The organism is Candidatus Enterococcus myersii (genome assembly GCF_017316025.1).
In the GTDB taxonomy this organism is placed as follows: Bacteria; Bacillota; Bacilli; order Lactobacillales; family Enterococcaceae; genus Enterococcus_C; species Enterococcus_C montenegrensis.
In genome coordinates this window covers 37300-53023 of sequence record NZ_JAFLVT010000007.1, presented here as the reverse complement: position 1 = coordinate 53023, position 15724 = coordinate 37300, and the positions used below count along the sequence as shown (strand labels likewise).

The window sequence follows — 15724 nt, the reverse complement described above, 5'->3', positions numbered from 1 at the left end:
TTATTATACCATATCCAAGTAAAACTAATTCGTAATCATTATGATTTGTCTGATACGATAAAGACAAAGTTGCTGTTTTTATCCAAGTAGATGTGTTAGGAGGTTTTTCTTGTGACAAGAGAAATGACAAAAATTGACCAGGCAATGGTAACTTTAAAAGAACATGGCTTTAAAAAAACTAATAAACGGGAAAAGTTGTTAACTTTTTTAGCCAAAAAAAATCGTTATGTGGCAGCTAAAGAAGTCCAAGAATATATGGAAGGCGAATTTGGAAGTATCAGTTTTGATACGATTTATCGCAATCTCCATGATTTTTCAGAAATTGGTTTATTAGAAGAAACAGACTTAAACGGTGAGATGAAATTCCGCTTTCACTGCTGTCAGGATAAAAATCATCATCATCATCATTTTATCTGCACGGTTTGTGGTAAAACCCAAGAATTAGATCTTTGCCCCATGGATTTTTTCAAAGGACAACTTCCCGGTTGCACCATCGAAGGCCATCGTTTTGAGATTTTAGGACGCTGTGCTGACTGTCAATAGTTATTTTTTCATCCTTTTCACGAATTTTCAGGCGAAAAAGATTTTTTTCTTTGCACCATACTCTTGACACTATTTTATTACTTAGCTATAATTTTTTAAGGACAGTGTTGTTTTTTGAAAATGTTTCGATTAACAAAAACGGTTACTTTTTAGGCTCGGAGGGAGGGAATTTACATGTCAAAAACAGTGGTTCGTAAAAATGAATCTCTTGACGACGCTCTTCGTCGCTTCAAACGTTCCGTTTCAAAAGCTGGGACTCTTCAAGAATCTCGTAAACGGGAATTTTATGAAAAACCAAGTGTGAAACGTAAGAAAAAATCTGAAGCTGCTAGAAAACGCAAAAAATTCTAGTTTGCAACAAGATTGGAGCTGGTAGTGTGTCACTACTAAGTACTTTGAACGATGATATGAAGACAGCGATGAAAGCTAAGGATAAAGAGTCTTTGCAGGTGATTCGCATGTTGAAGGCATCGTTGCAAAACGAACAAATCAAAAAAGGTGCAGAATTAACTGACGATGAAGAATTGACCGTTTTATCACGGGAAATGAAACAACGTCGTGATTCTTTAACTGAATTTGAAAAAGCAGGGCGAGACGATTTGGCAACGCAAGTAAAAGCGGAAATCAAAGTCGTTGAAAAGTATTTACCAGCACAACTTTCTGAAGAAGAAATTCGTCAGATTGTAACAGATGCAATCAGTAAAACTGGCGCTACTTCACCAAGTGAATTTGGTAAAGTGATGGGGGCTGTAATGCCTTTAGTCAAAGGGAAAGCTGATGGTAATCAGGTAAATGCTATCGTCAAAGAATTATTGAATAAATAGTTATTTAATCGCAGACTTCTGTCTGCGATTTTTTTTCTTTTAAGTTTTGAATGTGGTATGATAAAACAGAAAACTTACCCATTTAAAACGGAGCAAAAAGGGAAATGACAAGGAGATGTAACTTTTTGACAGAAGATAAAAAAGTCTTGGAATTAAAACTCAGTGCTAAAGATGATATCAGCATGTTGTTAGGTGCCCATGATAAACACTTAAAGTTGATTGAAGAAAATACACACGTTATCATTAACAGTCGCGGCGAAACAATTATGATTGAAGGCGAAGCTAGTTTTGTAGCAGTGGCCCAACAAGTAATTACAGCCTTACAAGAGTTAATTAATCGCGGGGTACATATCAGCACCCCTGATGTTGCCCAAGCACTAAAAGCGATTCCGTTACAAGGCGTTAATGCTTTTTTAGCATTATACGAAGAAGAAATTGTAAAAGATCGTAATGGCAAGGCAATTCGGGTGAAAAATCGCGGACAAAAGCAATATTTAGAAGCCGTGAAAAAACACGATGTCGTTTTTGGGATTGGTCCCGCTGGAACCGGGAAAACATTTTTGGCGGTCGTTTTAGCCATTGCAGCTTTAAAAAAAGGTCAGGTGCAAAAAATCATTCTAACGCGTCCTGCTGTCGAAGCTGGGGAAAATTTGGGCTTTTTACCTGGGGATTTAAAAGAAAAGGTTGACCCTTACTTGCGTCCGGTTTATGATGCACTGTATCAAATATTTGGTGTGGAACATACCAATCGTTTGATGGATCGCGGTATCATTGAAATTGCACCCTTAGCTTATATGCGTGGTCGGACCTTAGAAGATGCTTTTGTCATTTTAGATGAAGCTCAAAATACAACGATTATGCAAATGAAGATGTTTTTGACACGACTAGGGTATAACTCAAAAATGATTGTCAATGGTGATACGAGTCAGATTGACTTACCTAAAGGCGTAGTCAGTGGTCTAGTGCATGCTGAACGAACACTAAGCAATATTTCACAAATTGCTTTTGTTAATTTTGAAGCCAGTGATGTCGTGCGCCATCCTGTGGTCGCAAGAATTATTGAAGCATATGACAAAGCTAGTTTAAAAAAAGATTAGTGGTGCTGTAAGAAATAGGGGGAAATAATTTGATTATTGAGCCGTTAAGAAAAATCCGTGAACGTCTGGGACGTTTTTATATTCCGCTGATACTTCTCGTGTTTTTTATCAGCTGTTTTGGTCTTTTATTTACGAGCGTAAAACAAAAAAGTGTCGATTATCACGAAGGTCAAGTAGCCAGTGAGAGTATTCGGGCGAATAAGACAGTTGAAAATAAGGCGGCAACAGATCAAAAACGTCAGCTTGCAGCCGAGGCTGTTGTACCGGAGTATACGTATCAAGAAGATATTTCAGAAACACAACACAGCCGCATTGAAACCATTTTCAACCTGATTGCACAAGTTAAAAAATCAGTTGATGATGAGCACGAGCAGCGTCAAAAACAAGCCAAAGATAAAGAAATTCCAGCGGTTACAACCGAGGATTATATTGCCTCATTAAAAAAATCATTTGAAAAGGTAAATGATGAAGATGTTCAGTTTTATCAAGCAATTCCAGCTTCATTTTATGAAATTGCTTTTACTTTAAACAGTGCCGCCTTAAACACTGTGCGAGATAATAGTTTAAATATTTTAGCTGAACAGATGAAAAATCAAGTTCGTGAATCTAATTTAGCGGATTTCAAAAACAATGCTGAAAATGAAGTCGATGCATTAGCAATATCCAGTATGGCAAAAGATGCCATGAAAGAACTATTAAAAAACGCGATTGTCGTAAATGATTTTCCTAATGAGAAAAAGACCGAAGAACTAAAAGAACAAGCTCGGGCTAGTGTGGCACCAGTCATGATCATACAAGGGGAAGTCATCGTCAGAGAAGGCTCTCAAATTGATGCAAGTGCCATTCAAAAATTACAACTTTTGGGATTAACGAGTCAAAATACTTCTTTTTTCCCAATTGTCGCAATGGTGGCCGGGATAATCGTTCAAATTTTAGTCTTACTTTATTTTGCACGGCAATATGCAGACAAAAATAAACGACAAGAGTTTTTAACCTTTTATACATTGGCGATGATTACAAGCATTGCCATGATGAAATTTTTTCAACTCTTCCAAACGGAATTACTACCTTATATCCCGTTATTTTTCCCAGCAGCATTTGTGCCGTTGGTCTTGAATATTTTCGTCAATCGTCGAGCCGGAATTATTGCAGCCATGTTTCAAGTAATTGCAGCTGTATTTTGTTATTATGATGCACTTGGGACCAATCTGTTGACCATCGTCTTATTGACTTATTTATTTTCTGGTTTGATGGGGGCGATTGTTAGACGAGAAAGAATCTCCAAACAAGGTTTTTCAGCTGTCATGTGGTTAATCGTCTTTCCTTTTTTATTAAATATTGTTTTAGTAGTGTTCCAAGGTTTAACCCTAACAGATGCTAGAACATGGACGACGATTATTTGCGGCTTAGCTGGAACGCTTTTATCTTTTCTACTAACGATGGGCTTACATCAGTATATTGAACTTTTGGTGACCGATAATAGTGTGATTGTTTTAAATGAGTTGAGTAATCCCAACCATCCACTTTTGAAAAAATTGTTGGAAGAAGCACCGGGGACGTATCATCACAGCATGATGGTAGCAAACTTATCAGCAAATGCGGTAGCGCTGATTGGTGGTCACTCGCTCTTAACGCGGGTTGCCTGTTATTATCACGATATCGGAAAATTGAAACACGCGAATTTTTTCGTGGAGAATTTACCTGCTGGTGCTGAAAATCCGCATAATTTCTTATTGCCAGAAGATAGCAAGCAGATTATTTTTGGTCACGTTACCGATGGTGCTAAGGTGTTGAAGGAATATAAGATGCCTAAAATGGTAATTGATATTTGCTACCAGCATCACGGCACAACCTTAATGAAATATTTTTATGCTAAAGCAAAAGAACGTAATCCGGAAGTGACAGAAGCCGAATTTCGCTATCCAGGGCCAAAACCCCAGACAAAAGAAGCTGGCGTTGTGAATATTGCTGATAGTTGCGAAGCGGCAGTGCGGGCGATGGATCATCCTACGAATGAAAAAATTCGTCAATTTGTTCATAATTTAATTGTTGACCGTATCTTAGACGGACAATTAGATGATAGTGGCTTGACGTTAAAGGAAATTCATATTATTGAAGATTCTTTAGTCAATGGCTTGTGCAGTACTTTTCACTCCCGGATTAAATATCCGAAGATGAAATCAGAAGCAGAGAAAATGAAAGAAGAACAAGAAAGAAGCGATAAATAATGGATATTACTTTTATGGATGAAACCAATTCCCTTACACCTGAAAAGATGCAAGAAGTGGACGATTTGTTGCAATTTGCGGCAGATTATTTGAAATTACCGCAAGAAACAGAAATGTCTGTTACTTTTATGGACAATGATGCCATTCAAGTTATTAACCGCGATTATCGTGGTAAAGATCGCCCGACTGATGTTATTAGTTTTGCATTAGAAGAAGAAGGTGAAGGCGAGATTCCAGTTGTTTTTGCAGATGGGCAAAATCCACTGCCAAGAGAGCTGGGCGATTTGATGATTTCTTTGGATAAAACAAAAGAGCAGGCCCAAGAGTATGGTCATAGCTTTGAAAGAGAGTTAGGGTTTTTGGCGCTGCACGGTTTTTTGCATATTAATGGTTACGATCATATGACCAAAGAAGATGAAAAAGTGATGTTTGGACTACAAAAGGAAATTTTGGATGCTTATGGACTTAAAAGATAAGAATACAAAGAAAAATAAGTATTTTATTACTTCAGTAGAATTTGCTTTCACAGGTATTCAAACAGTCTTTAAAGAAGAGCGGAATATGCGCAAGCACGTCTTTTTTGGTATCTTAGCCATCATAGCGGGGGGGATCTTTCAGTTAAGTCGCTTTGAATGGTTATGGTTGTTACTCGCGGTCTTTTTAGTTTGGATTGTGGAAATTATCAATACGGTTTTTGAGAATGTCGTGGATATGTTTACGGATTTTCACTTTCATCCGATTGGTAAAAAAATTAAAGATATGGCAGCTGGCGCTGTTTTGTTAACATCCTTTTTTGCGGTAATTATTGGAGCAATTCTATTTTTACCAAAAATTTGGCAATTATTGTTTTAAAAGAAATGAGGAATATTATGTCAGAACATAAATCAGGTTTTGTCGCAATTGTAGGACGTCCCAATGTCGGCAAATCAACATTATTAAATCGAATTGTCGGGCAAAAAATTGCCATTATGAGTGATAAAGCCCAAACGACTCGGAATAAAATTCAAGGTGTTTATACAACCCCAGATGCTCAAATTATTTTTATTGATACACCTGGTATCCATAAACCTAAACATCGTTTAGGTGATTTCATGGTGGAAACAGCCTATAGCGCGCTAAAAGAAGTAGATGCTGTTTTATTTATGATCAGTGCGGATGAAAAACGCGGTCGTGGTGATGACTTTATCATGGAACGCTTGAAAACAAACGACACACCTGTTTTTTTAGTTATCAATAAAATTGATAAAGTACATCCAGATGATTTATTGGGAATTATTGAAGATTATACAAGCCAGATGGATTTTGCCGAAGTGGTTCCTATTTCTGCAACAGAAGGCAATAATTTTGAAACATTAATGAATACATTGATTAAACAAATGCCAGCAGGGCCACAATATTTCCCTGATGACCAAATCACCGATCACCCTGAATATTTTATTGTATCTGAGTTAGTCCGAGAAAAAGTTCTATTATTAACCCGCGATGAAGTTCCCCATTCCGTTGCAGTTGTGGTCGACAGCATGAAACGAAATGAAAACGATAAAGTGCATATTCAAGCCACGATTATTGTCGAACGTAATAGTCAAAAAGGGATCATTATCGGTAAAGGGGGCAAAATGCTAAAAGATATTGGCACTAAAGCTCGCCGTGATATTGAACAGTTATTAGGGGATAAAGTCTTTTTGGAACTTTGGGTTAAAGTTCAAAAGGATTGGCGTGATAAACAAACCTATTTGCAAGATTATGGCTACCGTCCGGATGATTACTAAGGAGTTTTTCCATGCAATTAGCTGAAAGCCGCGGATTGATTTTATTTTCCCGGGACTATAAGGAAAAAGACAAATTGGTAAAAATTTTTACTGAATCAGCTGGTAAGCAAATGTTTTATGTTAAAGGTGTGCATAAGAAAAATAACCCGTTAACTTCTGTATTGCAAAATTTTACCGAGGCGACTTTTATCATGAATTTAAAGGCAGAGGGGCTTTCTTTTTTGAATGGGGCTAAAGATGTTAAGCCACTGACAACAATTCAACAAGATATTTTTTTGGCGGGTTATAGCACTTATTTGTTGAATCTCGCCGATGCTGCGATTGAAGATAAGGTATATGATCCTAATCTCTATCAGTTTTTATCGTTGTCTTTAAATTTAATCAATAAAGGTTATGATGCGGAAATTATCACCAATATTTTTGAGGTACAAATACTGCAGCGTTTTGGTGTGGCACCAATTTTTGATCACTGTGTCATTTGCGGAAAAACTACCGGTCGTTTTGACTATTCGTCTAAATACGGGGGTGTTTTGTGTGAAGCGCATTTTTCAAGTGATGAACATCGGTATCATGCCGATCCTGCTGCCATGCACTTTATCCGCTTGTTTAATCAGATAGATTTAAGTAAGGTCAAGACAATAAACGTGAAACCAGCAGTAAAAAAAGAGATTCGTCGCGTAATTGACCAACTTTATGATGAATATGTTGGCATTCATTTGAAGAGTAAAAAATTTATTGACGACATGCATAATTGGCAAGACTTAATGAAACCAGAGTCTTAATCTTACGCGGTATAGCTGTAAATTTATCCGAATATTATCGTGGTTTTTTACATAGAGCATTGTGATTACTCTTTTGTGTGAAAATCACTGCGATAGTATTTGGATATTTTTGTATCTGTTTATTTCACGAACAATTTTAGCTTTATTCGAAAAAATTAGTCGTATTAAAAAGACAATTTAAAGAAAATCAAGTAAAATGAAGATATTAAAATTGATTTTTACACAACCGGTGAATAAAGGGGAGAAAGATTTGACGTTATCAGATATTGAAATTGCACAGCAAGTAGAGATGAAAAATATTACAGAAATTGCTGCAACATTAGGGATTGCATCGACAGATTTAGAATTGTATGGAAATTATAAAGCCAAAATAAAACCAAATGCTAAAAAACCGCTAAAAGGAAAATTAATTTTGGTAACAGCTATTAGTCCAACGCCCGCCGGTGAGGGAAAAACCACCACGGCTGTAGGTTTAGCAGATGCTTTAGGCCATATTGGTAAAAAGGCTGCAATTGCATTGCGAGAACCTTCTTTAGGACCAGTGTTTGGTATTAAAGGAGGCGCAGCTGGTGGCGGCTATGCCCAAGTAGTGCCCATGGAAGATATTAATTTACATTTTACCGGTGATTTTCATGCGATTGGAGCTGCGAATAATTTATTAGCGGCTATGCTAGACAACCATATTCACCAAGGCAATGCATTGGAAATTGATAGCCGTCAAATTACTTGGAAACGCGCAGTTGATATGAATGATCGCCAATTGCGCCACATTGTAGACGGTTTGCAAGGACGTTTGAATGGTGTGCCTAGAGAAGACGGTTTTGAAATCACTGTTGCTTCTGAGATCATGGCAATTTTATGTTTAGCGGCTGATTTGGCAGATTTAAAAAAACGCTTGGAAAAAATTGTTGTTGCCTATCGTTTTGATGGCAATCCGGTTACTTGTGGTGATTTAAAAGCCGCTGGAGCAATGACAGCTTTATTAAAAGATGCTATTAAACCTAACTTAGTCCAAACATTAGAACAAACTCCGGCGTTTATTCACGGTGGACCTTTTGCCAATATTGCCCATGGCTGTAACAGTGTACAAGCGACAAAAATGGCTTTACAATATGCAGATTATGCGGTAACAGAAGCAGGCTTTGGCGCAGATTTAGGTGCTGAAAAATTTATGGACATCAAATGCCGACTAGCAAAACTAAAACCGGATGCGGCTGTATTAGTTGCAACTATTCGGGCGTTGAAAATGCATGGTGGTGTCGCTAAAAATGATTTAACGAGTGAAAATGTAGCTGCTGTTGTAGCAGGTCTGCCAAACTTAGAACGCCATTTACACAATTTAAAAGATAATTTTGGTTTGCCGGTAGTTGTTTGTATTAACCAGTTTCCACAAGATACACCAGCTGAATTAGCAGCTGTAAAAAAAGCGTGCGAAGAGCGTGGAGTAGAAGTAGTTCTTTCAGACGTTTGGAGTGCTGGCGGTGCTGGTGGCGTAGAATTAGCCCAAAAAGTAGTCGAATTAGCAGATACACAAAGTGATATAACATTCGCTTATGAGACGAATCTTTCTTTAGTTGAAAAAATTGAAACGATAGCAAAAAAAATCTATGGTGCAAAGGGTGTTGAATTTACACCACAATCCAAACGAGAATTGGCTAAACTAGAAGAACTCGGGTTTTCCGATTATCCAATTTGTATGGCAAAAACACAATATTCTTTCAGTGACAATCCCAATCTACTAGGTGCACCGAAGGATTTTACGATTACTATTCGCTCGGTTAAGGTTTCAGCTGGGGCAGGTTTTATTGTGGCATTAACAGGAAATATCATGACAATGCCAGGTTTACCGAAAAAACCTGCGGCAGAAAACATTGATGTTGATGAATTTGGTAATATTACCGGTTTGTTTTAATTTTTTAATTGACAAAACTTAGGTTAAACCGCTATGATAAACAAAGATTGATACGGTGAACAAGACGAAAAATAAGCAAATGAACAAGCGATTGCGGGAAAGTGGAAGCCGCAAGCAGGAACTTATTTGGGGGCAACTTGGGAGTATCCAGTTGAATATTTTAAAGCTGCTGAGCAATCAGAAGCAGGGTGGAACCGCGAAGAATTCGTCCCTGCATAGATGAAAATCTATGCAGGGCTTTTTGTTTTTCTTAGGGAAAACTTGAAAAATTTGAAACTGTGTCTTGCGACTATAAATTTAGTAAGCTTAAAAGTTGGTCTAAGGAGGGTGAACAAATGCAATTTGATATGGAAATTAATGCCAATGAATTTAAAGAAAAAAAATTAAAAGTTTTAGCTAATGTGCCGCTGAAAGTTGTGATTAGAGATGATAGTGGTCAACTGGTAGAAGAGTTTATTACCAAACCAAGTCAAATGCTTTATGACTTAGCTTTTCTAACGGAAAAAATGGTAGTGGAAGTTCATTTAATTCCTGGCAATCCAGTTGAATTTTATCCAGTGGTAAATGCTCTTTAAATAATTAAAGGAAATTGAAAATAGTAGGAGGAAATAAAATGAGTAAAAAAATGACTGTGCAAAATATTATTTTGACACTGCAACAATTTTGGTCTGGTAATGGCTGTATGTTAATGCAAGCTTATGATACCGAAAAAGGAGCTGGGACTATGAGTCCTTATACATTTTTGCGCGCAATTGGACCAGAACCTTGGAATGCAGCTTATGTAGAGCCTTCTCGCCGCCCTGCTGATGGTCGTTATGGTGAAAATCCGAATCGTTTATACCAACACCATCAATTTCAAGTTGTCATGAAACCATCTCCAGAAAATATTCAAGAGCTTTATTTAGAAAGCTTGAAATTATTAGGCATTGATCCTTTAGAACACGATATTCGTTTTGTAGAAGACAACTGGGAGAACCCTTCAATGGGCTGTGCTGGTCTTGGTTGGGAAGTTTGGCTTGATGGAATGGAAATTACCCAATTTACGTATTTCCAACAAGTGGGGGGCTTGCCTTGTAAACCAGTTACGTCAGAAATCACCTACGGTTTAGAACGTTTAGCTTCTTATATTCAAGAAGTTGAAAGTGTGTATGACTTAGAATGGGCTGACGGGGTTAAGTACGGAGAGATTTTCCGCCAACCAGAATATGAACATTCAAAATATTCTTTTGAAGTAAGTGACCAAGCGTTGTTATTGGGCAATTTTGACCGCTTTGAAGCTGAGGCAAAACGTTGCATCGATCAAGATCTGGTTCATCCAGCCTACGATTATATTTTGAAATGTAGTCACACATTTAACTTATTAGATGCAAGAGGAGCTGTTTCTGTAACAGAGCGTGCGGGTTACTTAGCGCGTATTCGTAATATGGCTAGAGCGGTTGCTAAAATTTTTGTAGCGGAGCGGGCGAAATTAGGTTATCCGTTATTAGCACCTGAAGAAGCGGCAAAATTATTGAAGGAGGAAAACTAAGATGGCAAAAGATTTATTATTGGAGATTGGTTTAGAAGAAATGCCTGCTCATGTAGTAACTCAGAGTATGAAACAATTAGAAAAAAAAGTTAGTGAATTTTTAGCTCATGAAAAATTAGCTTTTTCTTCCATCAAGTCATTTAGTACGCCGCGGCGTTTAGCTGTTCTTATCAGTGAAGTGGCAGAAAAACAAGCTGACACAGAAGAAGAAGTGAAAGGGCCAGCTAAAAAAATCGCGTTAGATGGTGAAGGCAATTGGTCAAAAGCGGCGGAAGGTTTTGTTAGAGGCCAAGGATTGACAACAGAGGCTATTACTTTTAGAGAATTAAAAGGGGTAGAATATGTTTATGTAACAAAGTATGCCAAAGGTAAACCGGCTATTGAAGTATTGGCAGGCTTAAAAGAGGTAATTACCAGTCTAAGCTTTCCGGTGACGATGCATTGGAATAAATATGATTTTGAATATATTCGTCCGATTCACTGGATTGTGGCCTTATTAGGCGAAGAAGTAATTCCATTTTCAATTTTAGATGTTGAAACTGGCAATACAACCAGAGGGCATCGTTTCTTAGGCGATGATGTGACGATTGAAACGGCAAATTCATACGAAGAAAAATTAAATGAACAGTTTGTGATCGCAGATCCTTTAAAACGAAAAGCACTGATTGTGGAACAAATTAATGAAATTGCAACAAAAAATGATTGGCAAGTGGACTTAGATGAAGATTTACTAGAAGAAGTAAACAACTTGGTGGAATACCCAACTGCTTTTGTTGGTAATTTTGAAGATCGTTTCTTATCAGTACCAGAAGAAGTTTTAGTAACTTCAATGAAAGAACATCAACGCTATTTTGATGTCCGTAATCAAGCTGGTTTACTGTTACCACACTTTATTTCCGCCCGTAATGGTAATGCTGTAAAATTGGATAACGTGATTAAAGGCAATGAAAAAGTATTGACGGCGCGTTTGGAAGATGCGGAATTCTTTTATAAAGAAGACCAAAAATTAACAATTGATGCCTGTGTGGAAAAATTAAAAAATGTGACCTTCCATGAAAAAATCGGTAGCATTTATGAAAAAATGCAACGAGTAGCTGAAATTGCCAAAATTGTTGGAAAAACAGTTGGTTTATCACAAGACCAGCTAGAAGATCTAGCTCGTGCAGCTGAAATTTATAAATTTGACCTTGTGACCAATATGGTGGGAGAATTTCCTGAATTACAAGGTGTAATGGGAGAAAAATATGCGTTATTACAAGGCGAAAAACCAGCAGTAGCAAAAGCTATTCGGGAACACTACTTGCCAATTGCCAGCGAAGGAGAACTTCCGGATTCTGAAATTGGAGCAGTGTTGGCGATTGCCGATAAATTAGATAGTTTATTGTCCTTCTTTGCAGTGGGGATGATTCCAAGTGGTTCAAATGACCCCTATGCATTGCGACGTCAAACCTATGGTATTGTGCGTATTATTGAAAATAAACACTGGGCTTTTCCACTGGTTGAATTGCAAGAGGAAATTAGCGCAGCGATTAGCTTAGATGAAAAACGTTATGGAATAAAATTAGCAAGTAGTCAAATTGAAGTCGTGAACTTTGTAAAAGCACGTTTGAAACAATTTTTATTGACGAAAAACTTGCGTCACGATGTGATTGACGCCGTGATTAATGCAGAACAAAGCAATTTAACTGCGCTATTTTCTTCGGCTAAAATTTTACGTCAACATTTAAATGATCCGGATTTTAAACCATCAATGGAAGCTTTGACCCGGGTAATTAACTTAGCTAAAAAAGCAGAAGTAGAAGACTTAAATGTCAAACCAGAACTTTTTGACAATGAGGCGGAAAAAGCATTATTTGAGGCTGTAACTGACTTAGAAAATCGGTTTGTACGTCAAACGATGGCCCAAAACTACGAGGACTTAACTGCTTTACGACCATTAATTGAAAATTATTTTGATCAAACTATGGTCATGGTTGATGACGATAAAGTTCGTCGTAATCGGTTAACACAATTAAATAAAATTGCTAAAATGGCATTGGCAGTTGCCAGTCTGGATGCATTGATTACAAAAAATTAAAAAAAGCTACAAAGTTTGCTTAAAAGGCAAACTTTGTAGCTTTTTTGTTATTTACGTTTTTGCTTGCCGGCATTGCGACCTTGTTTGCCGCTGTTACGATTTTTATTTTTCTTCGTATAATCGGCTACGTTTTCTTTCACTTCTTTTGGTGTAACATCTTTTCTTGGTGGTGTTACGACTGTTTTTGGTGGATTTTTTTTCATTTCAGCTTGTACTTGTGCTTTAATTCGTGGCTTCATAATAACGTTAGTAATGAAGGTTTGTAGACAGCTGATTAGACCACCGACTACCCAGTACAAGGTTACCCCAGCTGGTGCACTCATGGACATGAAAACAATCATCAATGGTGAAACAATCAGCATAGAACGCATCGTTTTCTTTTGTTCTTCTGGAACGCCAATTTGTGAGATAAAACCTTGAACCAAATAAAATAGACCAGCGATAACAACGAGGGCAATACTAGGATTACCTAAGTTAATGCCCATGAAAGTAGCGCTTTTTATCCCAGGCGTGAAGCGGGCAGTATAATACAACGCAGAGAAAATCGGCATTTGAATTAATAAAGGTAAACAACCCATTCCACCAAACATGCTGACGTTATTTTCTTTATAGACAGCCTGCATTTCTTGTTGTGCTTTCATTTGTTCTTCTGGAGATGTTGCAGCCTTCAACTTAGCTTGGGCTTGATCGATTTGTGGTTTCAAAAATTGCATTTTTTCAGATTGCACCATCGTTTGTTTTGACTGGTGAATTCCCAAAGGCAATAAGATAATTCTAACAATAATCGTGACCATAATAATGGCTAGACCATAACCCCAGTTGAAGTCTTTTGCCAGGTATTGTAAAAATCCTCCTAGTGGTTCCACTAAAATACGGTAAATCATGCCGTCTTTATCTGGGTTACCATTCTTATCAACGGAAACACAGCCAGAAAGGGTAATCATAATTCCAATCAGACCAGATGCCAATAGCCAGTTTTTTAATTTTGTCATTTGCTTCGTCCTTTACTTTGTAAATTTACACAAAAGTAATCATACTAGAAAAACGGGCAACTGTAAACGTGCTTCACAAAATATTCAAGAATAAAGGCTATGATTCGCATAAAAAAGTTAGCGTTATCATAAAAAAAGCGGCTTAGCCGCTAATAGCCAAAGGTCACTTCAAAAGTGTCCCGCTCTTTAATCATTGGATCATCGGTAATATCTAAATAAGTTACGTGACCGGCCGGAGAAGGAGAGGCTTTGACGCCTGCAATAAATTTCTCCATTGCCTCTTGTGGGCCAAAAGCTTCAATTCCCACTGAGCCATCTGCTTCATTCCAAACTGCACCATGAATGCCTAATCGATCTGCTAACATTTTAGTTGTATAACGAAAGCCAACTCCTTGCACTCGGCCTTGTACATTCATTCTTACTTTCCGCATGATAATCACCTCATTTTTATCTTAATTTAATGATAGCTTTTTTACTGACATCCCACAAGCTTTCTGCTGAAAATGCTATAATAAGGCGAGGTGAAACCATGAAAGAAATTCAATCAAATAAAAATCCGTTAGTTAAAACGTTAAAAAAGCTCCATCAAAAAAAATACCGGGATCAACAAGCCCAATATCTGTTAGAAGGTTTCCACTTAGTTGAAGAGGCCCATAAAAGCGGCGCCCAAATTCAGACTATTTTAGTCAACGAACGTGGTCAAAAAGAATGGGGCGACTTTTTGGCAAATTATGAAGCAATTTGCTATTTGGTACCAGAAACCATTTTAAAAGAACTTTCAGAACAACCAACTCCTCAAGGGATTATTGCAGTGGTAGCCAAAATGAAATCACAACTGCAATTAAAAAAAGGCGCTTGGATTTTATTAGATCGGGTGCAAGATCCAGGAAATGTGGGAACGATTATTCGAACCGCTGATGCAGCTGGTTACGATGGGGTAATTTTAGGAGAAGGCAGTGCGGATATTTACAGTACTAAAGTTTTGCGGAGTATGCAGGGAAGTAATTTTCACTTGCCGGTTATTCCCATGAATCTTGTTACAGCAATTGAAGCGTTAAAACAACTAGGGGTACCCGTTTATGGTACGCAATTAAATAAAGATGCCAAAAAATTCAATGAAGTACCAAAAGGTGATGTGGCTATTTTGGTTGGCAATGAAGGACAAGGTGTGACCCAAGAGTTGTTGGCGTTAACTGACCAAAATCTTTATATTCCAATTTTGGGACAAGCGGAGTCTTTAAACGTGGGAATTGCAGCAGGGATTTTATTATATTACTTTAAATTGTAGCAATTGAAATATTTTAAAGAACTGTTAAGCTTGAGTCCGCTTTCTTTAAATGTTTAAAAAAGGTGCTATACTTACACTTGTACGAAAAAAGATAAGCTAAAGGTGGCTATTTAATAAATGACTGAAAACTGGCGCAAAGATTCTGAATATATGTCTTATGTAGCAGATTTGCTGGCAACACCTGAAGTACAAAAGTTGAGCCAATACAAACAACACGTAAATTCGACACGTTTGGAACATTCATTAAGTGTTTCTTATTACAGTTATAAATTAGCAAAAAAATGGGGCGGTAATGCAAAAGCAACAGCTAGAGCAGGCCTTTTACATGATCTATTTTACTATGATTGGCGCACGACGAAATTTGACGAAGGTTCTCATGCTTATATGCATCCTAGAATTGCCGTTAAAAATGCGGAAAAAATCACTGAATTATCCCCGTTGGAAAAAGATATTATTTTGAAACATATGTGGGGGGCAACAATTGCGCCACCTAAATATAAAGAAAGTTATATCGTAACGATGGTCGATAAGTATTGTGCAATTAAAGAAGCAGCAGAACCAATGACCAAGTCAATGAAAGTCCGTTTCAATCAGTTGTTTGGACATAAAACTTCATTTTAAAGTAAAAAGGCAGAACAAAAGTTAACTAACTTTTGTTCTGCCTTTTTTGTAGTTCAATTAATG

At 37.3% G+C, this 15724-nt stretch carries 17 protein-coding genes; 15 read left to right on the top strand and 2 right to left on the bottom strand.

From position 1 onward, the window contains the following. The first annotated feature begins 123 nt into the window (after positions 1-123). From JZO76_RS05150 to glyS, 13 genes are all read left to right on the top strand, one after another. Positions 124-543: a Fur family transcriptional regulator gene (locus JZO76_RS05150; protein ID WP_206903166.1), complete on the top strand. Its 420-nt coding sequence runs from the start codon at positions 124-126 to the stop codon at positions 541-543. Between the two features lie 174 nt (positions 544-717). Beyond that, on the top strand, positions 718-894 hold the full coding sequence (gene rpsU, locus JZO76_RS05145) for a 30S ribosomal protein S21 (RefSeq protein WP_002356740.1): 177 nt from the start codon (positions 718-720) through the stop codon (positions 892-894). A gap of 26 nt (positions 895-920) precedes the next feature. Further along, complete coding sequence (locus tag JZO76_RS05140; protein WP_206903114.1) at positions 921-1367, top strand: GatB/YqeY domain-containing protein; 447 nt, start codon at positions 921-923, stop codon at positions 1365-1367. A gap of 182 nt (positions 1368-1549) precedes the next feature. After that, the gene (locus JZO76_RS05135; RefSeq protein ID WP_407649843.1) at positions 1550-2464 is read left to right on the top strand and encodes a PhoH family protein; all 915 of its coding nucleotides are present in this window, start codon (positions 1550-1552) and stop codon (positions 2462-2464) included. 29 nt (positions 2465-2493) lie between these two features. Next, entirely contained in the window at positions 2494-4692 is a 2199-nt protein-coding gene (locus JZO76_RS05130) for an HD family phosphohydrolase (RefSeq protein WP_206903112.1), read from the top strand. Then, complete coding sequence (ybeY, locus tag JZO76_RS05125; protein WP_206903111.1) at positions 4692-5168, top strand: rRNA maturation RNase YbeY; 477 nt, start codon at positions 4692-4694, stop codon at positions 5166-5168. The genes JZO76_RS05130 and ybeY overlap by 1 nt, the downstream gene beginning before the upstream one ends. Continuing rightward, a complete protein-coding gene (locus JZO76_RS05120; RefSeq protein WP_206903110.1) occupies positions 5152-5544 on the top strand; it encodes a diacylglycerol kinase family protein in 393 nt (130 codons plus the stop codon). The genes ybeY and JZO76_RS05120 overlap by 17 nt, the downstream gene beginning before the upstream one ends. Before the next feature lie 17 nt (positions 5545-5561). Beyond that, entirely contained in the window at positions 5562-6461 is a 900-nt protein-coding gene (era, locus tag JZO76_RS05115; protein WP_206903109.1) for a GTPase Era, read from the top strand. Between the two features lie 11 nt (positions 6462-6472). Next, complete coding sequence (gene recO / locus JZO76_RS05110; protein ID WP_206903108.1) at positions 6473-7243, top strand: DNA repair protein RecO; 771 nt, start codon at positions 6473-6475, stop codon at positions 7241-7243. 196 nt (positions 7244-7439) lie between these two features. Then, positions 7440-9155 carry a formate--tetrahydrofolate ligase gene (locus JZO76_RS05105; RefSeq protein WP_431520965.1) on the top strand — a complete coding sequence of 572 codons (1716 nt, stop codon included), beginning with the start codon at positions 7440-7442 and terminating at the stop codon, positions 9153-9155. 335 nt (positions 9156-9490) lie between these two features. Next, the gene (locus JZO76_RS05100; protein WP_206903107.1) at positions 9491-9730 is read left to right on the top strand and encodes a hypothetical protein; all 240 of its coding nucleotides are present in this window, start codon (positions 9491-9493) and stop codon (positions 9728-9730) included. A gap of 38 nt (positions 9731-9768) precedes the next feature. Next, positions 9769-10683 carry a glycine--tRNA ligase subunit alpha gene (gene glyQ / locus JZO76_RS05095; RefSeq protein WP_206903106.1) on the top strand — a complete coding sequence of 305 codons (915 nt, stop codon included), beginning with the start codon at positions 9769-9771 and terminating at the stop codon, positions 10681-10683. A gap of 1 nt (position 10684) precedes the next feature. Then, positions 10685-12760 (top strand): glycine--tRNA ligase subunit beta, encoded by a 2076-nt coding sequence (glyS, locus tag JZO76_RS05090; protein ID WP_206903105.1) that lies wholly within the window; start codon positions 10685-10687, stop codon positions 12758-12760. 47 nt (positions 12761-12807) lie between these two features. On the opposite strand, the gene yidC is transcribed toward glyS, so the two are convergent. Then, positions 12808-13752, bottom strand: a complete 945-nt coding sequence (gene yidC, locus JZO76_RS05085) for a membrane protein insertase YidC (RefSeq protein WP_206903104.1) — start codon at positions 13750-13752, stop codon at positions 12808-12810. Positions 13753-13901: 149 nt separating this feature from the next. Further along, the gene (locus tag JZO76_RS05080) at positions 13902-14183 is read right to left on the bottom strand and encodes an acylphosphatase (protein WP_206903103.1); all 282 of its coding nucleotides are present in this window, start codon (positions 14181-14183) and stop codon (positions 13902-13904) included. Positions 14184-14281: 98 nt separating this feature from the next. Between JZO76_RS05080 and JZO76_RS05075 the strand changes: the two genes are divergently transcribed. Beyond that, positions 14282-15040, top strand: coding sequence for a TrmH family RNA methyltransferase (locus JZO76_RS05075; protein WP_206903102.1), 759 nt, complete (start codon positions 14282-14284; stop codon positions 15038-15040). 117 nt (positions 15041-15157) lie between these two features. Beyond that, entirely contained in the window at positions 15158-15661 is a 504-nt protein-coding gene (locus tag JZO76_RS05070) for an HD domain-containing protein (RefSeq protein ID WP_206903101.1), read from the top strand. Positions 15662-15724 lie beyond the last annotated feature (63 nt).

What these genes read in the sequence shown, in the direction of transcription:
- JZO76_RS05135 (WP_407649843.1), top strand. Translation starts at nt 1,550, where the DNA reads ATGTTGTTAGGTGCCCATGATAAACACTTAAAGTTGATTGAAGAAAAT.
- JZO76_RS05075 (WP_206903102.1), top strand. Translation starts at nt 14,282, where the DNA reads ATGAAAGAAATTCAATCAAATAAAAATCCGTTAGTTAAAACGTTAAAA.
- ybeY (WP_206903111.1), top strand. Translation starts at nt 4,692, where the DNA reads ATGGATATTACTTTTATGGATGAAACCAATTCCCTTACACCTGAAAAG.
- glyS (WP_206903105.1), top strand. Translation starts at nt 10,685, where the DNA reads ATGGCAAAAGATTTATTATTGGAGATTGGTTTAGAAGAAATGCCTGCT.
- rpsU (WP_002356740.1), top strand. Translation starts at nt 718, where the DNA reads ATGTCAAAAACAGTGGTTCGTAAAAATGAATCTCTTGACGACGCTCTT.
- JZO76_RS05120 (WP_206903110.1), top strand. Translation starts at nt 5,152, where the DNA reads ATGGACTTAAAAGATAAGAATACAAAGAAAAATAAGTATTTTATTACT.
- JZO76_RS05100 (WP_206903107.1), top strand. Translation starts at nt 9,491, where the DNA reads ATGCAATTTGATATGGAAATTAATGCCAATGAATTTAAAGAAAAAAAA.
- JZO76_RS05150 (WP_206903166.1), top strand. Translation starts at nt 124, where the DNA reads ATGACAAAAATTGACCAGGCAATGGTAACTTTAAAAGAACATGGCTTT.
- recO (WP_206903108.1), top strand. Translation starts at nt 6,473, where the DNA reads ATGCAATTAGCTGAAAGCCGCGGATTGATTTTATTTTCCCGGGACTAT.
- JZO76_RS05080 (WP_206903103.1), bottom strand. Translation starts at nt 14,183, where the DNA reads ATGCGGAAAGTAAGAATGAATGTACAAGGCCGAGTGCAAGGAGTTGGC.
- era (WP_206903109.1), top strand. Translation starts at nt 5,562, where the DNA reads ATGTCAGAACATAAATCAGGTTTTGTCGCAATTGTAGGACGTCCCAAT.
- JZO76_RS05070 (WP_206903101.1), top strand. Translation starts at nt 15,158, where the DNA reads ATGACTGAAAACTGGCGCAAAGATTCTGAATATATGTCTTATGTAGCA.
- JZO76_RS05105 (WP_431520965.1), top strand. Translation starts at nt 7,440, where the DNA reads ATGAAGATATTAAAATTGATTTTTACACAACCGGTGAATAAAGGGGAG.
- yidC (WP_206903104.1), bottom strand. Translation starts at nt 13,752, where the DNA reads ATGACAAAATTAAAAAACTGGCTATTGGCATCTGGTCTGATTGGAATT.
- glyQ (WP_206903106.1), top strand. Translation starts at nt 9,769, where the DNA reads ATGAGTAAAAAAATGACTGTGCAAAATATTATTTTGACACTGCAACAA.